The 15,418-nt window shown below is 60.2% G+C and carries 13 protein-coding genes and 1 pseudogene; 6 read left to right on the top strand and 8 right to left on the bottom strand.

What is annotated here, in order from left to right; translation table 11 throughout:
* Positions 1-82: 82 nt before the first annotated feature.
* The 5 genes from F4V43_RS15410 to F4V43_RS15390 form a co-directional block, all read right to left on the bottom strand.
* Positions 83-1,627 (bottom strand): lipopolysaccharide biosynthesis protein, encoded by a 1,545-nt coding sequence (locus tag F4V43_RS15410; RefSeq protein ID WP_150459145.1) that lies wholly within the window; start codon positions 1,625-1,627, stop codon positions 83-85.
* Positions 1,617-2,792, bottom strand: a complete 1,176-nt coding sequence (locus F4V43_RS15405) for a polysaccharide pyruvyl transferase family protein (RefSeq protein ID WP_223879925.1) — start codon at positions 2,790-2,792, stop codon at positions 1,617-1,619. Before F4V43_RS15405 ends, F4V43_RS15410 begins: the two co-directional genes overlap by 11 nt.
* 203 nt (positions 2,793-2,995) lie before the next feature.
* On the bottom strand, positions 2,996-4,330 hold the full coding sequence (locus F4V43_RS15400) for a DRTGG domain-containing protein (protein WP_150459143.1): 1,335 nt from the start codon (positions 4,328-4,330) through the stop codon (positions 2,996-2,998).
* Between the two features lie 190 nt (positions 4,331-4,520).
* Complete coding sequence (locus F4V43_RS15395) at positions 4,521-4,802, bottom strand: hypothetical protein (RefSeq protein ID WP_150459142.1); 282 nt, start codon at positions 4,800-4,802, stop codon at positions 4,521-4,523.
* A gap of 77 nt (positions 4,803-4,879) precedes the next feature.
* On the bottom strand, positions 4,880-5,227 hold the full coding sequence (locus F4V43_RS15390; protein ID WP_150459141.1) for a YlbF family regulator: 348 nt from the start codon (positions 5,225-5,227) through the stop codon (positions 4,880-4,882).
* Positions 5,228-5,363: 136 nt separating this feature from the next.
* On the opposite strand from F4V43_RS15390, the gene F4V43_RS15385 reads away from it, so the two are divergent.
* The 6 genes and pseudogenes from F4V43_RS15385 to F4V43_RS20110 all read left to right on the top strand — a co-directional run.
* Complete coding sequence (locus F4V43_RS15385) at positions 5,364-6,734, top strand: YheC/YheD family protein (RefSeq protein WP_150459140.1); 1,371 nt, start codon at positions 5,364-5,366, stop codon at positions 6,732-6,734.
* A gap of 8 nt (positions 6,735-6,742) precedes the next feature.
* Entirely contained in the window at positions 6,743-7,855 is a 1,113-nt protein-coding gene (locus F4V43_RS15380) for a YheC/YheD family protein (RefSeq protein WP_150459139.1), read from the top strand.
* Positions 7,856-7,874: 19 nt separating this feature from the next.
* Positions 7,875-9,248 carry a YheC/YheD family protein gene (locus F4V43_RS15375; protein WP_150459138.1) on the top strand — a complete coding sequence of 458 codons (1,374 nt, stop codon included), beginning with the start codon at positions 7,875-7,877 and terminating at the stop codon, positions 9,246-9,248.
* On the top strand, positions 9,245-10,369 hold the full coding sequence (locus F4V43_RS15370) for a YheC/YheD family protein (protein WP_150459137.1): 1,125 nt from the start codon (positions 9,245-9,247) through the stop codon (positions 10,367-10,369). The genes F4V43_RS15375 and F4V43_RS15370 overlap by 4 nt, the downstream gene beginning before the upstream one ends.
* Before the next feature lie 6 nt (positions 10,370-10,375).
* A complete protein-coding gene (locus F4V43_RS15365) occupies positions 10,376-11,503 on the top strand; it encodes a YheC/YheD family protein (RefSeq protein WP_150459136.1) in 1,128 nt (375 codons plus the stop codon).
* Positions 11,504-11,601: 98 nt separating this feature from the next.
* Positions 11,602-11,784 (top strand): annotated as a pseudogene (locus tag F4V43_RS20110) (amino acid permease); the annotation flags it as partial.
* 27 nt (positions 11,785-11,811) lie between these two features.
* Here the strand turns inward: F4V43_RS20110 and F4V43_RS15360 are convergent.
* From F4V43_RS15360 to F4V43_RS15350, 3 genes are all read right to left on the bottom strand, one after another.
* Positions 11,812-12,447, bottom strand: a complete 636-nt coding sequence (locus F4V43_RS15360; protein WP_223879918.1) for a LysE family transporter — start codon at positions 12,445-12,447, stop codon at positions 11,812-11,814.
* A 93-nt stretch (positions 12,448-12,540) separates the two neighbouring features.
* Positions 12,541-13,266 (bottom strand): HAD family hydrolase, encoded by a 726-nt coding sequence (locus F4V43_RS15355; protein ID WP_223879917.1) that lies wholly within the window; start codon positions 13,264-13,266, stop codon positions 12,541-12,543.
* 129 nt (positions 13,267-13,395) lie between these two features.
* The gene (locus tag F4V43_RS15350; protein WP_150459135.1) at positions 13,396-15,243 is read right to left on the bottom strand and encodes an alpha-glycosidase; all 1,848 of its coding nucleotides are present in this window, start codon (positions 15,241-15,243) and stop codon (positions 13,396-13,398) included.
* Between the last annotated feature and the right edge of the window lie 175 nt (positions 15,244-15,418).

Raw genomic sequence — 15,418 nt, 5'->3', positions numbered from 1 at the left:
ATGTACAGGTAATAAATCTCGGGCTTGCTCAGTGGCGGACAGCAGCGGCTTAGCGGCAGCCGAGCTCCGCTGCCGCGCCGCCTCAGGACGCATCGGCCGAAGGCTTGCCCGGCATCAGCTTCGCTCTCAGCTTCAGCCCGATTCCGCGGAACATGCCGAGGCTGTAGCGGAAGACCTCCCGCTCCAGAAGCGATGCGACCCCGGCGTACACCGGCAGCACCACACAGCCGAGAAGCACGGCTCCGACGATAATCGAGAGATAGGAATCGAAGGCAAAGTCAAGGCGGTCGGCGGCGAAGACTATGGCCGCGAACAGCGCGATATTGACCAGCCAGCGGCGGAAAGTAATCCAGGGACTGCGGTCCAGCAGACGCCGGTTGGCATAGATGACGATGTCCGCCGAGCGGTAGACGAGGGCCAGAATCGTGCCGAGCAGCACGCCGTAGATGCCCATGAAATGCACGAGAACGAGCGAAGCGCCCAGGTTGATGCCGGACTCCAGCAGGGAGCGGCTCAGGGTGTTTTTGAAATGACCCGCAATGTTGATGACATTGTTCGCCGAAGACCGGGCGTTGACCAGCAGTTTCTGGGCCACAAAAAGGACCGGCAGCCAGTACAGCACATATTGCGTATCGTTGACGCCCGCCGTGTACAGCGTGATGAACGGAAGCATAACCACGTACGTTACCGTCAGCACCGAGAAGACGAAGGACATAAAATACAGCTCATACGCATCGTACAGCTTCAGGAACCGGCTCCGCTCCTCATGGAAGCTCTGTCCGAGGGCGAATTTGACGCTTCCGTTCACCGTGTTCACGATGTTGTCCACGATGTTGAAGACCATGTTGTACATGACATAGACGCTGACCACCTTCAGATTGGTGAAGAACGTCAGAATCAGCACATCCGTATTGCGGAAAATCATGTAGGAGAGCTCATGCAGCAGCACGAAATTCTTCTGGCCGATGGCCGCCAGATCGGGCGTGCGGTCGAACTCCATCCAGCCGTAATGGCGCTTCTTGTAGAGATGGAAGACCACCATCTGCAGCAGCGTGACCGCGAAGAATACGGCCTGTACCAGCACTATATCCGCCGTCTGCATCAGGAGAACAATCCGCAGCAGACTGTTCAGAATGTTGCCCACCGTAACGACCGAGGTATCGATGTAGCTCTTGCCCTCAGCCATGAGATAGATCCGGAATTTGCCCTGATAGTAATAGTTGATGGCGCCGCCCAGGCCGTTGAAGAGGACGATGCCCATGACTTGCCAGGCGGCAAAACCGGACTCCACGGCAAGCGGATAGACGAGAGCGATGCCGATAACGGCCAGCATGTAATAGAATCCCGTCTTGCGGTAATAAAGGGCGGTTGCCGACAGAATGCCGTTGATCGAGGAACGGTCTCCCTGGGCAATCGGCTTGTAGAGGGCCTGCAGCGACGCGGAACCGACTCCCGCCTCAAGCAGGGAGAGATAGGCGATGATCTGGATCACCGAGGAGACGAGCCCGTTCGCCTCCGATCCGTAATTGACCATCAGCAGACGGGGAATGAAGAAGCTGAGTACGATGGTGACAAGCTGGCTGCCGAGGCCGAGCGCGAGATTGAGAAGGCTCCGTCTAGTTCTCATGGTTCCTCCCTGCCAGAACCCGGCGGCCCGCGTTCTCCGCAGATTCCTCTTCTCCCGGACTGCGCCCGAGATAATGATCCAGCCGTTCAAAATGATATTCGGCCCGCCGCGCCAGTCCCGACACATTCAGCCGTCCGGTCTCCGCGCTGCGCACGACGTCCATCGGAACCATATCCTCCAGATGTCTCAGATCGCCGTAGCCGCCGCTGAAGCGGGCATCATCCATCACATGCAGCGTCTTGTCGCTGTAGGCGACAGGATAGACCGGCTTGCCGAAGCGCCATCCGAGAATCATGGCATGGAACCGGGTGGCGACGATCAAATCCGCTCCGGCCAGGCAGGCGATAGCCTCGTCGAGATTCGTCCGGTACTTGAAGCAGGACACCCGGTCGGCATACCCGACGGGAATTCGGGCGCTGATCGCTTCCGCAGCCTCTTCGTCGCCTTCATGCTCGCAGAACGACATCAGAACAACCCGGTATCCCGCTTCGATCAGAGCAACGGAGAGATCGCGAAATTTGTCGTAGTAGCGTTCGTCAAGCGATTTCAGACTCTCCCGGTCGGAGGGACGGATTACGGACAGGACCGCTGTCCTGCCGGCTGAGGAAGAAAGTTCCGGCCGGGACGGAACGGTCTGAACGGGATAGCCGAAGATGATATCCGGCGCCACCCGCACGTTCCCGAGATCGCGGAACAGCTCGAAGGAGTGCCGGTCTCTGAAGCAGATATCCGTGCAGCCGGCGAACCCTTCGCGGTGCCGCTCCAGAAAGGCCGGGTCTTTCCAGGGGCCGAAGTTCGCTCCCAGTATGAAGTACGGCTTCCGCCGGCCGTAGACCTCCCTTTTCCATTCCAGATGCTCTTCCCATCCCGGCGTCTCCATGAACACCGATCCGCCAATCTGCACAACGCCGTCGCAGCGGAAAGCCAGCCACTTGATATACAGCTTCTCCACTTCAAGGCTTCGGAAGCGCTTGAGCACCTTCTTGAAGGCGCGCAGCCAAATGGCTTCCACCGATCGCACGCTGAGATTGGCCTGGTTCCGGAAACATTCTTTGTACGCCTTCTCGGCAGGAAGAACGAACCTCGTCTCCGGATATCGTTCGCAGAGCATCTTGATGAACAGATCATCGCCCAGGTTCAGCTTGGCATAAGCGTGGATCATCATTTTCCTCAAAATTGCATCCTTCCTTTCTCTGAGCGTTATCTCCCGGAAAAGAAAAAAACGGGGTCTTTTCAGAAAACCCCTTTACTTAATTGCAATTTTAAAGAAACGATTTTTCAATAGCAATGAAAATGGATCAAATGTAAACTAAGGAACCACATATATAACGCAAAAGTACCATTCCGTTTCCAGGGCGGCTTCCGGCTTCAACCGTGATCCAGGGACTGAAGCAGCATAACGGCTTTACACACCAGATTGTCGAGATGCAGCACCTCGATCTCCAGCTTGCAGGTGCGCCGGCTGCTCTCCAGAAGCCGCGGACGGATCAGAATCGGATCCTCGATCTGGACCGGACGAACGAAGTAAGTCGAGAGACTGTCGAGCACATAGTCGCCTCCCGTTCTGTCCTTGGCCGCCCGAAAAGCGGCTTGGGTCATCAGTGTGGACAGGACACCCTCCGAAATCGTCCCGAGGTCGGTCGCCATCTGCGGAGTAATCAGGCCGTGAAAAAACAAGCGTCCCTCTTCGTCCCGGTCCTCCGCAAATCCGTTCCAGATGAGATGGTCGAATGTCTCCCCAAGCTGCGGCTGCCCTTGGGCATCCCGGAGGCTCTGCATCACTTCCCGGCGCGTGACGACGCCGACCAGCTTGCGGCTGCGGTCTACAATCGGGAGAAAGTCGATGCCTTCCCACATCATGATCTGGGCGGCCGAAGCCAGCGAGGTAGAAAGTCCGGCCGTCACCGGCCCGCGGACCATCGCCTTCTCGATCGAAGCCGAGTCCTCCAGCTCCTCCACATCCCGGCGGCCGACGATTCCGATAACCCGGTTCCATTCGTCCGTCACCGCGAACCGGGTGTCTCCGCTCTCCCGGGAGAGGCGCCGGACCTCCGCGGCCGTGCTGGTGATCTTCAGCAGCTCAGGGCGCGGCTTGCGGCCCACGATATCCTCGACCAGCATGATCTTCTTCTTGATCAGCCGGTCGAAGATCGCCCGGTTGATCATCGAGGCGACGGTGAAGGTATCGTGCCGGGAAGAAATGACAGGAAGCGACAGCTCGTCCGCGAATGCCTTGACCTCCCGGCTTGTGCCGAACCCGCCCGTTACCAGGACTCCGGCCCCCTGTTCCAGGGCCATTGAGTGCACATCGTCCCGGTTGCCGACGATCAGCAGGCTGTCCGCGTCGATATAACGGATCATGGCGTCCACCTTCATCGCACCGATTACATATTTGTGCAAGTGCTTGTCCAGGCCGGCCGCTCCTCCCAGCACATGGCCTTCCACAATCTCCACAACATCGGCGAACGTAAGCTGTTCTGAAATGTTGCGGGGTTTCTTCTCGATCCGAACGGTGCCGATTCGCTCCTTGGTAATTACGATTCCCAAATTCTCCGCTTCCTTGACGGCCCGGTACGCCGTCCCTTCACTCACGTTCAGCTCCCGGGCAAGCTTGCGGACGGAGATCTTCGTGCCGACCTTCAGCGTCTCGATATGCTGAAGCAGCTGTTCGTGCTTGGTAACGGCATCGCCTTGTCCCTCCATCTGTTACACCTCCACTATCCGATCTGTACTACTCTGTATTCATTATACACAGGTGCAGACGCCCGATACAAGCGCAGACGGTCTCCTTCAGCTGCCGTCCGGCCGCGCTTCATCGGAAATAGAAACGACCCGCAGACCCGGCCCCTAAAGGGTGCCGATCTGCGGGTCGTATGATGTGTCGGCGGCAGGTCTACAGCTTGCCCGCCACGCTTCTCTCTCTCCGCCAATCGTCCTCCCAGCGCGAGAGCTTCGCGCGGCGGACGGCTTCCAGGCGCTTCGCCCGTTCGGCATCGACACCGATCAGAAAGTGCAGATGGGCGGCAATAACCATCAGGGCGAATACCGCCCAGGCGATACCGAAGGCAAAGACGGGGCCGGACTGCCGGACCGACAGCTGGGGGATGGCAAAGAGCAGCATTCCAAGGGCAACGGTCAGGCTGAGCGCGTGTTTGATTTTGCTGCGTTTCTTCATTGTACTTAAGCATCTCCTTCATATCGGAAGTCTATGCTCTAGTCTATGAGAGCGTGCAGCGTAATATGAGACAAGTCTTACGCCTGTTCCGGTCCGTACAGATGCTGCAGGCTCTCTGCAATAATCTTGTTCACATCCTCGATGACACCGCTCAGGCGGCGCTCGGCTTCAAAGAGACGGCGGATGCCCAGATTGAGGTTCAACACCTCGAACAGCTTCTCCATCTTCTCCATTTCTTCCGGCGCCGGCATATCGCCTTCCATCATCCGCTGCTGAAGCTCCAGCTGGCTGGTGCGGAAGTTGTCCAGCATCTCCCGGCTCGCGGGATCCGCTTCTACCAGCTTCATCGCCGCCATGATGTCGGCCACCTCTGTGCTCTCCTTGATGGCTTGCGCCAGTTCATGCGCTTTGTCGTAAATATTCATTGCTTCGTTCCTCCGTTTCTCTATGGAGGCCGCCAAGGCCAATCACCAAGGGGCAAACGACTCCATATGATGAATGATATGAACCCCCTGACAGCAGGCAACCGGCATCATGCTGCTCACCGGAAGGAGATTCAAGATGTCAAAGCTCAAAATCCCGGTTCACACCGTACACTCCGGCATTCTTCAGGAGAACGCCATCATGCTGGGCGACAAGTACGTCCGAAAGCTCCGGATTCCGGTTCACGGTCCGCTTCAGCTCGCCTTCGGTTCATTCCGTCAGGATGTCACCGTCATACCGGTTCCAAAGTCCGACAATCTGCGCGTCAGCGAGGGATTGGCCCGCCGGGCCGGCTGGGATTCCCGAAATCTGCTGAATATGTCCTATGTTCCCGGCACCCGCACGATCCGGCTCGGGCCGCTGATCGGCGTTCTGGTCAGCCGGGAGTATCCCGACCATCCGGATCGCCTGTTCGGTCCGATCACCCTCTTCTGCCGCGAGCTGACGAACGCCTGTCACGCCCAGGGCGCTTTCGTCTGCTTCTTCACGCCCGAAGCGCTCGAGACGTCCGGCTCCGGCATCGTCGGCTGGATCTACGAGGGAGGCTGGAAGCGCCGCAAGCTCCCCGTGCCCGACGTCATCAATAACCGTGTTACCTCGCGCAAAGCAGAGAATAAGCCTAGCGTACAGCAATTCCTTGCGGAAGTAAAATCCCGGTACGGTACCCACTTCTTCAATGAAAAGTTCCTCGACAAAACCGAAGTGTTCGAGGCGCTGAGACAGGACCCTGCCCTGCAGCGCTACCTTCCCGAGTCGCACGCGCTCAGCGGCTTCCCGCTGATCAAACGGATGTGCGCCCACTATCCGGTCGTCTTTCTGAAGCCGGTGCGCGGCAGTCTCGGCAAGGGCATTCTGCGGATCTCCCGCGAGGAGGGCGGCAGCTACCGTCTCCAGACCACCACGCCGCTCGGGACCCGCACCATCAGCTATCCCAGTCTCGCCAAGCTTTTCCGGGCGGTCGCTCCCAAGATGCGCACTACACGGTACCAGATCCAGCAGGGGTTGTCCCTGATCGAAGTCGGCAGGCGGCCGGTCGATTTCCGGGCACTGGTGCAGAAGAACGGAACGGGCAAGTGGGGCGTGACTTCCATCGTCGCCAGGACCGCAGGCAATAACCATTTTGTCTCCAACCTGGCCCGGGGGGGCAGTCTCAGCACGGTCAAAGAAGCGGTAAGCAAGAGCAACCTCCCGGCGGGAACGCGGGACAACGCCACTCTCCAGCTTACGAAAGCGTCGCTCGCCATCGCCCGCGGCATCGAAGCCTATATCCCCGCCCATTTCGGGGAGCTTGGCATTGACCTCGCCATGGACCAGTCCGGCCGGGTCTGGCTGCTGGAAGTGAATTCGAAGCCGTCCAAGAACGACAACACGCCGCTCAATGCCGATCAGAAGATCCGTCCCTCCGTCAAGCAAATGATCCAATACTGCCGCTATCTGGCCAATTTATAGGTGGCGTCATGAGCGATACGATGATCGGAAGGCTTGGCGTCCTCACCGGACGCGGCCAGGGACCCGCACCCGTCACCGAGCCCGAGTTCGCCTCCCGGCTCAGCCAGCTTGCCCCCCGGTTCGGCCTCGAGCTGATCCTCTTCCCGCCGGAGGGCGTCGCCCCGGACGGTTCCATCCCGCACGGCTACGTCCGGACGCCGTCGGGCTGGAAGGAATGCGCCTCTCCGGCTCCCGGCGTGCTCTACAACCGCTTCTTCCCCGCCGACGCCAGGGAGCGCCGCGCCGCAGGCGCCGCGCTGAACGCCCTGCGGGGAGCCGTTCCCCTGTCCCGCGGCCTTCCGGACAAGTGGCGCGTCCACCGGCATCTCACCGCATCGCCGGCGGCGGAACTGCTCCCGGAGACGCACCTCTACAGCGGGCGCGGCTTCGCGCTGATACTGGCCGAGCGCGAGGACGGCGTCTTCCTGAAGCCGGCGGCCGGCTCCCAGGGCCGGGGCGTGCTTCGCGCCGTCCGGCTCCCGGGCGGCGGGCTCCGCCTCGCCGGCCGGGACGCCGGCAACCGCTCCTTCGTCCGCGATTATGCAGACGAAGCGGAGGGCGGAGATGCGGTCCGCCGGTTCACCGCCGGCAGACCGTATCTCCTGCAGCCCTGCCTGCCGCTGTGCGACTCGGCGGGAAGGCCGTTCGATCTGCGCGTGCTGGCGCAGAAGGACGGCCGGGCCCGCTGGACGGTCAGCGGCATGGCGGTCCGGCTGGGCCGCCCCGGCACGGCGGCCTCGAACCTGCACGGCGGCGGAACCGCCGTGCCGCCGGAGCCTTTCCTCGCGGCCGAGTTCGGGCCCGGGGCGGCCGCCGCCGTCCTGCGCGATGTCCGCGAAGCGGCGGCCGGACTGCCGCCGCTGCTGGAAGCCGGATTCGGCAGGCTGGGTGAGCTTGGCCTGGATTTTGGCATCGATCCGGGCGGCCGCATTTGGCTGCTCGAAGCCAATTCCAAGCCGGGGCGGACGGTCTTCCGGCTGACGGGCGACACCGAAGCCGAACGCCGGGCGGCCGAGAATCCGCTGCGGTACGCGCGCTGCCTGCTGCAATCCAGGCGGCCGGCGGCTTTTCCTAGACAATGATCCTAAGGAGGATTCATAAATGGGTCTTACATTTGGCAACATCCATTTCACCAAGAAGCCTGAACGGGTCGTCTACATCTCGGGCTCGCTGATGAAGAGTCTGAAGCTGTCCGGCAAACGCAGCATCCGGGTCCGGCTCGGCAAGGATACGATCCCGGCGGTGATCAAGCCGATCAAACGCGCCGGGAAGCATCTGTTCCTCGCCTCCGGCGTCCAGCATGCCATCAAGGTGCCCAAGACCGGGGGCGTCTACCTGCGCAACCTGCAGAACGATGAGGTTCAGCTCGGGCCGCTGGTCGGAATTCTCTCCGACGGTCCGCTCTCTTCCGCCAACCCGTTCGGCTCGCGCACCGGGTTCATCAAGCAGCTTCTGCGGGAAGGCGGGCGCATGTGCTACATCTTCGCCTTCACCCCGCGCGACATCGACTGGCAGCAGGAACGGGTGAACGGGTATTTCCTGAATGCCGCCGGACGGTTCGAGCGCAAGCTCGTTCCCCTGCCCGATGTCGTCTATAACCGGCTTCCGAGCAGGCGGGCCGAGACGTCCCAGGCGATCAGCCAGCTCCGCGAACGGTTCATCCGCAGGAGAATCCCGTTCTTCAACTGGAGCTTCTTCAATAAATCCGACATCTACCGGCTGATGGAGAATGATCCCGCCGCCGTCCGCTATGTGCCGGAGACCCACAGCAATCCTGCTCCCGAGCTCATCAAGGAGATGCTGGAGCGGCACCATTTTGTCTACTACAAGCCGTCGGCCGGGAGCCTGGGCATGGGCATCTACCGGCTGACCTATCTGCCCAAGCGGGGCTACTTCGCCCGCTACCGCCGGGGCGGCAAGAATGTGCTGCTGCGCTTCGGCAGCTTCGAGAGCCTCATGCGGATGCTGGAGTCCCGCCACGGACGCAGCCTGCAGAATTATGTGGTGCAGCAGGGCATCCGTCTGATCGAAATCGACGGCTGCCCGATCGACTTCCGCTTCCATATGCACAAGAACGGGAACAACCAGTGGGTCGTTGTCGGCATCGGCGCCAAGAAGGCCGGGCGGGGCAGCGTGACGACGCACCTGAAGAACGGGGGCTCGCTGATGACGCCGCAGCAGGCGCTTGGCCGGGTCTTCGGCGCACGGGCCGACGAGGTGCTCCAGCAGGCCAAGGCGACCGCGATCCGTCTGGCGGAAGCGCTGGAAGCCCAGCACCGCCATCTGATCGGGGAAATCGGGTTCGATCTCGGCATCGATCAGGAAGAGAACATCTGGATGTTCGAAGCGAACGCCAAGCCCGGGCGCTCCATCTTCCGCCACCCCTCCCTGCGCGCTGAAGGCAAAGCTTCCGTTGAGCATATCCTGGAACACTGCCTGTACCTCAGCAAGTTCCGCAGGAGGGATGATCTGTGATCCATTCGACTTCAGCCGAGGGACGGCCGGTTGTCGCCATTCTGACGACAAGCCATCCGGTGAAGCAGTTCCGGGGCAACCGGCGCAATTTCAGGGATCTGATCCGGGCGGGAGGCGAGCTCGGCTGCCTCGTGTATGTGGTAACCGTCCGCGATCTGCGGCTGGAGGAGACGGACATCATCGGCTATGTGCCGGGCCCGGGGCGCCGGAACTGGAATACCGAGATTATGCCGCTGCCGCAGGTCGTCTATAACCGGATTCCAAGCCGGGAACAGGAGAGCAAGCCGGCGGTGCTCCGCAAAATCGGCGAGCTGCTGGAGCATCCCTCCATCCGTCTGTTCAATCCGCGTTTCTTCAATAAATGGGATCTGTTCGAGTGGCTGAAGGGCTCCCGGGCGACCGCCCGGCATGTCCCCGAGACCCGCAAGCTCCGGAGCGCAGCTACGCTGAAGGCTCTGCTGAAGAATCATTCCTCCCTCTATCTCAAGCCTGAAGCGGGCAAAGCCGGAAAAGGGATCATGCGGCTGAAATATGTTCCCGACCACCCTCTGCCCTACCGGCTTCAGGTACAGTCCGGGCAGCGGCATCTAACGTACAAGGCCGCATCGATGGAGCGGCTCTGGAACCGGATCAGCCGGGAGAGAGGCCAGGAACGCTATATTGTCCAGCAGGCGATTGACCTCTCCTCCTACCGGGGCCGTCCGTTCGATCTGCGCGTGCTTGTGCAGAAGAACGGACGCGGGGTCTGGGGCGTGACCGGCATCGGCGCCCGGCTGGCTGGCGCGCGCAGCATTACTACCCATGTGCCGCGCGGAGGCAGCATCGAGGAGCCCGGGAAGCTGCTGGACAACGTCTTCGGAGCCGAGAAGAGCGCCGCCATCCTCCGAAGCGTGCCTGCGGCCGCGCTGCTCATTGCCCGGCAGATCGAGCGGGCCAGCGCTTCCGCACTGGGTGAAATGTCGATGGACCTGGGCGTGGACCGAGAAGGGGGCCTCTGGTTCTTCGAAGCCAATTCCCGGCCCATGAAATTCGACGAACCGCCGATCCGCAGGCTCTCGCTGGAACGGATCATCCAGTATTCCCGCCATCTGGCCGGCCATCCTATAGAAGCAAGAAGGTGAATTGCGATGCCGCAACCTGTATTGGGCATTCTGACCCTCTATTTGAACCAAGCCAGACAACTTGAGGAGAAACCCGTCTACCGCAAAATGATTGCCGAGGGACGCAGACTGGGGCTCGACGTCTATGTCTTCACGCCGATGGATGTAAACCCCGGCGGCGACAAGATTCATGCCCTGACCGTAGACCCGGCCACGGGCCAGTGGACCCGGCGGTGGCGGGCTTTTCCCGATATGATCTACGACCGCTGCCGCATCCAGCGCTCCGAGCGCTTCCAGCAGCTGCTAAGATTCCGCTCCCGCTACGGTCATCTCACCTTCCTGAATCGTCCTCTGCGGAACAAGTGGACCATTCATCAGACGTTCTGGAACAAGAGCCGTTTCCGGCCCCATCTGCCGGAGACGGTGCTGTACCATTCCTCCGCAGACCTGAAGCGTATGCTCGGAAAAGCGCGGGTGCTCTATCTCAAGCCGATCAACGGGACGGGGGGACGGGGCATTCTGCGCATCGAGCGCCTCTCCGGAGGAGGGCAGTACGACATCCAAGGACGCCGGCAGAACCGGCGGATGATTCCCCCGCGGAAGGTTACCCTGTCCCGGCTGGAATCGGTAGTCCGGCAATGGTGTCTCGGCGGGCGCTTTCTGATTCAGGAGGGCATTCCGCTGCGCCTTCCGAACGGACGCGTCCATGATTACCGGATGCTCGTGCAGAAGAACAGCCAGGGTGCCTGGGAGCTGACCGGCATGGCCGGACGGGTCGGGCCGGCGGGCAGCGTCACTTCCAATCTGCACGGCGGGGGGCGCGCAGTCCGCGCTTCCCGGCTGCTGCGCGAGTGGCTGGGCAGCGCGGAAGCGGCCGAACGGACGATGAAGACGGCGGAACGGCTCGGTCTGGATGCGGCCGCTTATCTGGAGGGGACCTTCGGGGCGCTCTGCGAACTGGCGCTGGATCTGGCCATCGACCGCAGCGGGAATATTTATATCCTGGAGGTCAACCCGAAGCCGGCACGGGAAGTATTCGCCCGCTCGGGCGACCGCGAGACCTACCGCAAGGCGCTGGTCCGCCCGCTTGAATACGCCTTGTGGCTGCACAAGAACCGAACGGGAGCCGCAGCGCCCAAGAGCGCGGAAGAATAGAATCCTTCTTCTGATGGATGACCGCCTTTCCGGGAACCCCGGAAACGGCGGTTCAGCCTGCGCAGGAATAGAATATCGCCCGGCTGCGCACCTTAGCCATTCGGAGGTGGGACTATGAGCGATCCTTCACAGGCCGTCTGGCCTGGTGGCAGCTCTCTCTGCTTGGCGTGGGCTGTACCATCGGAACAGGGTATTTTCTGGGGTCAGGCATCGGTATCCGCAATGCCGGGCCTTTTATGGTTCTCTCGTTTCTTCTGGCGGCCGGAACCTATGCGGCCTATCCGGTATTTTTCCGTCTGAAGAAATCTTTATCTCCACAACGCTTTAACGGCCTGAATACCGAAGTAGATGCCGAAGCCGATGAGCGAAGCGCCGGAGAGCACGGAAATAACGGTCAGCATTCTCCGGCTCAAAAACCGGCGGAGCCCTGTCGTCAACGAAGCGACCGCCACATCCCACAGCGCCAGCCCCAGAAAGATCATGCTGCTGTAAATCAACAGATGCGTGGTGCCGTAGGAATGGGCCGTCCGGGCGAGAATCGACCCGTAAATCCCGAGCCAGAACAGAATGGACAGCGGACTCGAAATGGACACCATGAATCCTACCAGGAAACTTCGGAACAGCGGCTCCTGCCTCCTATCCGAATGCCGGAAGTCCACCTCCTGAGCCGAACCGATGCCTTGTATGCCGGAATAGACCAGCACCAGTGCTCCGAACAGCCACAGAAAAACCTGGACCTCGGGAATGTTGAGAAAGCTGACCAGCCCCCAAAAAATGAGCAGCATAAAAATGCCGTCAGCCGTCATTGACCCCACTCCCACGATCCAGGCGTTCCAGAATCCGTGCTTGATTCCCTTATCCAGTCTTGCCGAATTCACCGGCCCGATCGGCGCGGCCAGCGTCAATCCCAAAATCATGTAGCTGAACAGCATTTGGACGCTCAAGCTTCCTCACTCCCATGCCAAAGGGTACAGACTTGTACACTTTATGAGAAAGCGGGACAAGAAATGATTCGGGCGACCGGAAATTTCGTCTCCCTACTCCTGACGACTGCGGTCTGCCAGCTCCAGCAGCTCGGCGAACGAATGAATAATGACATCGGAGCCCTTCAGCTCGTCATTCTTGCCAAAGCCCGCATATGCGCAGCCGATGACGGTCTGGCCGTTCTCTTGGCCTGCCTGCACATCGGAGGACCGGTCGCCGACCATCCAGGCCCGCGTGATGCCGTTCTCTTCAAGCAGCATGCGAACGAGCTCCACCTTCGTCTCGGTTCCCTGCTTCCCGGCGCTGTAGAGCCCGTCGAACAGGTCTTCCATCCGGTTCACCACCACAATGCTGTGGATATAATTCTCCAGCCCGTTGCTGGCGACAAACAGGCGGAAGCCTTTGTCCTTCAACGCGCGGAGTGTAGACTCCACTTCCGGATAGAGCTTCCCGGCGCCGGATTCGATCCCTTCAATCTCCAGCTTCAGGAGCACTTCGTCCGCCCGGCGGTGAACGGATTCGTCCGCTTCAGGTATGACCTTCATCCAGATGTCTTTGAGCAGCATCCCGAGTCCGCTAAGAATTCGCTCATCGGGAGGCGTTGGCCCCTGATACAAGCCTTCTTCCCGCAGAATGTCGAACATCTTGTGATACGCCGGCAGCAGCAGACTCTCCGTCTGGAACAGCGTGCCGTCCATGTCGAAGATGATCGCTTCCGGTCTCTGCAGCCCGGAGGCGCCGGTGCCCGCTTCGGGGCAATTCTCTTGATTGAGGTTCAATATGATCTCCTCCTTCTCTCTATTCCTGACCCTTCCATCTTATCGAATGGGACCGCGGCCTGCCAGCCCTGTCTTCCAAAAAAGCGCGGCGCCAAGGCCAAGGCCGGGCAATCCGCGCTTACGCAGGCTTTATTTACGGTCGAGCAGCAGGCGGAAGCCGTACGGCCCGAGCTTCAGAGGAGCATCTCCGTCGACGGTCTCTCCCGTCATTAAATCGGTCAGGCTGCGGCCTTTCCAGTCCTCGGGAACGTCAGCCGACTGCGGCTCCGCCGAGTGGTGGATCAGGACATACAGCGTCTCGGAAGGCGCGTTCTTGCGGTAGATCAAGGTCCGCTTGTCATCGTCGGCCTGCAGCCATTCGATGTCCACTTCCCGGAAAGACGGATGCTCCTGCCGCAGCGCAATCAGCCGGCGCACAGTCTCGTAGAGCTTCCGGTTCTGCTGCTCCGGCTTCCAGGGCATACAGCGCCGGTTGTGGCGCTCGTCTCCCCCGAGACCGATTTCGCCGCCGTAATAAATGCTCGGGCTGCCTGCATAGGTCAGCTGGAACACATAGGCCAGAGCCGCGATATCCGGATTGTCCCCGCACAGGGTCAGGATGCGCGCCGTATCGTGGCTGTCCAGCAGATTGAACAGACTCGATGCAACCGGCTTGGGATAGGCGATCAGCAGCTCGTTGATCGCATGCATGAACTCGGTCGGAGCATAAGGCTCCTGATTGCGCAGGTTCGTCCCGAAGAAGCGCACCGCAGGAGTTGTGAATTCATAGTTCATAACGGCGTCGAACTGGTCGCCCAGCAGCCAAGGGTTGGAGTTCAGCCAGTTCTCTCCCAGGATATAGATATCCGGGTTGAGGACCTTGACCCGCTTGCGGAATTCTCTCCAGAATTCATGCGACACCTCGTTGGCAACGTCAAGGCGCCAGCCGTCGATGCCGTACTCCTTCACCCAGAATTCAGCGACGCTCAGCAGATATTCCCGCGCTTCCGGGTTGGCGGTATTCCATTTCGGCATAAATTCCGTGAAACCGAAGGTCCGGTAGTTCAAATGCTCGCCATAGAACTTGCCTTCCTGCGATTCCGGGGCAATCGGTCGCTCGGGATCGACAATATAGAAGTAATCGTAGTACTTGGAGTCCCGTCCGTTCTTGAGCACATCCTGCCAGAACGGGTGCTCGTAGCCGCAGTGGTTGAACACCGCATCCAGCATGACCCGGATGCCCCGTTTGTGGGCTTCTTTTACCAGGGTGCCAAAGATCTCGTTGGTGCCAAAGAGCGGATCAATCTGGAAGTAGTCCTTGGTATCGTATTTATGCGCGCTCGGGGAGACGAAGAGCGGCGTAAAATAAATTCCGGAAGCGCCGAGCTCCTTGATATAATCCAGCCGCGTAACGATCCCTTCCAGGTTGCCGCCGTAGATGCGGTCGTAGCTGTCGGCATCCTCGCTTCCCCACTCCGGCAGCCCGGCCTCGTCTTCCCGGCCTCCCCGGCTGAAGCGATCCGGAAAAATCTGATACCAGACCGTATCCTTGACCCAGGCCGGTGCCTTGTACAGATCCTCTTCCAGGATGTAAGGATACATATAGTAGTTGGAATGATCGGCAGGCGGCTCTCCGTTCTCTCCCATCGGCGTGAAATCATGACAGCCTGCAAAGCAGGAAGTCTCGCCGTCATGCAGCACAAATCCGTACTTCACGCGGCCCCAAGGAATATCCGTTACTTCGGCGAACCAGCAGTCATGCAGCCGGGTTACGTATTCCTTCTTCATTTCGACCCGCTGCATCGTCTCGGTCGCATACTCATAAATCCCCGTCTCCGGCGAAGGACGCCAGTTGAACGGATCGGCGGCAAGCAGCGTAACCCCCGAGACATCTCCCTTGCGGGTCTTGAGACGAATATGAAGCGTGCGGGCATCGACGGCATAGCAGAGTGGGCCTTTCGGTTCATGAATAACAGAGGCCAGTTCCAACTCTCTCATTCCTTTCACTATTCGGGTTGGCGCATGAACTTATGCGCTTAAGTCAGCTCAAATCGTAAGCTTTTGAAGCGACGGTGTCAAGAGGGAACGAACGCTCGCACCGCCAATTTCCGCCGTTTTCCGAGCTTTCTCTCCTCGGCGTTAAGTGACTGCCGGCGAGGCCGCAAGCCTCTCC

This window comes from Paenibacillus spiritus, assembly GCF_008710135.1.
GTDB lineage: Bacteria > Bacillota > Bacilli > Paenibacillales > Paenibacillaceae > Paenibacillus_AQ > Paenibacillus_AQ glufosinatiresistens.
Note: the sequence above shows the minus strand (reverse complement) of the source record. Positions and strands in the feature narration are given on the sequence as shown.

Bases quoted from the DNA above. Each gene is read 5' to 3' on its own strand.
- F4V43_RS15405 (WP_223879925.1), bottom strand. From the start codon at position 2,792: ATGATGATCCACGCTTATGCCAAGCTGAACCTGGGCGATGATCTGTTC.
- F4V43_RS15410 (WP_150459145.1), bottom strand. From the start codon at position 1,627: ATGAGAACTAGACGGAGCCTTCTCAATCTCGCGCTCGGCCTCGGCAGC.
- F4V43_RS15385 (WP_150459140.1), top strand. From the start codon at position 5,364: ATGTCAAAGCTCAAAATCCCGGTTCACACCGTACACTCCGGCATTCTT.
- F4V43_RS15390 (WP_150459141.1), bottom strand. From the start codon at position 5,227: ATGAATATTTACGACAAAGCGCATGAACTGGCGCAAGCCATCAAGGAG.
- F4V43_RS15395 (WP_150459142.1), bottom strand. From the start codon at position 4,802: ATGAAGAAACGCAGCAAAATCAAACACGCGCTCAGCCTGACCGTTGCC.
- F4V43_RS15400 (WP_150459143.1), bottom strand. From the start codon at position 4,330: ATGGAGGGACAAGGCGATGCCGTTACCAAGCACGAACAGCTGCTTCAG.
- F4V43_RS15365 (WP_150459136.1), top strand. From the start codon at position 10,376: ATGCCGCAACCTGTATTGGGCATTCTGACCCTCTATTTGAACCAAGCC.
- F4V43_RS15375 (WP_150459138.1), top strand. From the start codon at position 7,875: ATGGGTCTTACATTTGGCAACATCCATTTCACCAAGAAGCCTGAACGG.
- F4V43_RS15380 (WP_150459139.1), top strand. From the start codon at position 6,743: ATGAGCGATACGATGATCGGAAGGCTTGGCGTCCTCACCGGACGCGGC.
- F4V43_RS15350 (WP_150459135.1), bottom strand. From the start codon at position 15,243: ATGAGAGAGTTGGAACTGGCCTCTGTTATTCATGAACCGAAAGGCCCA.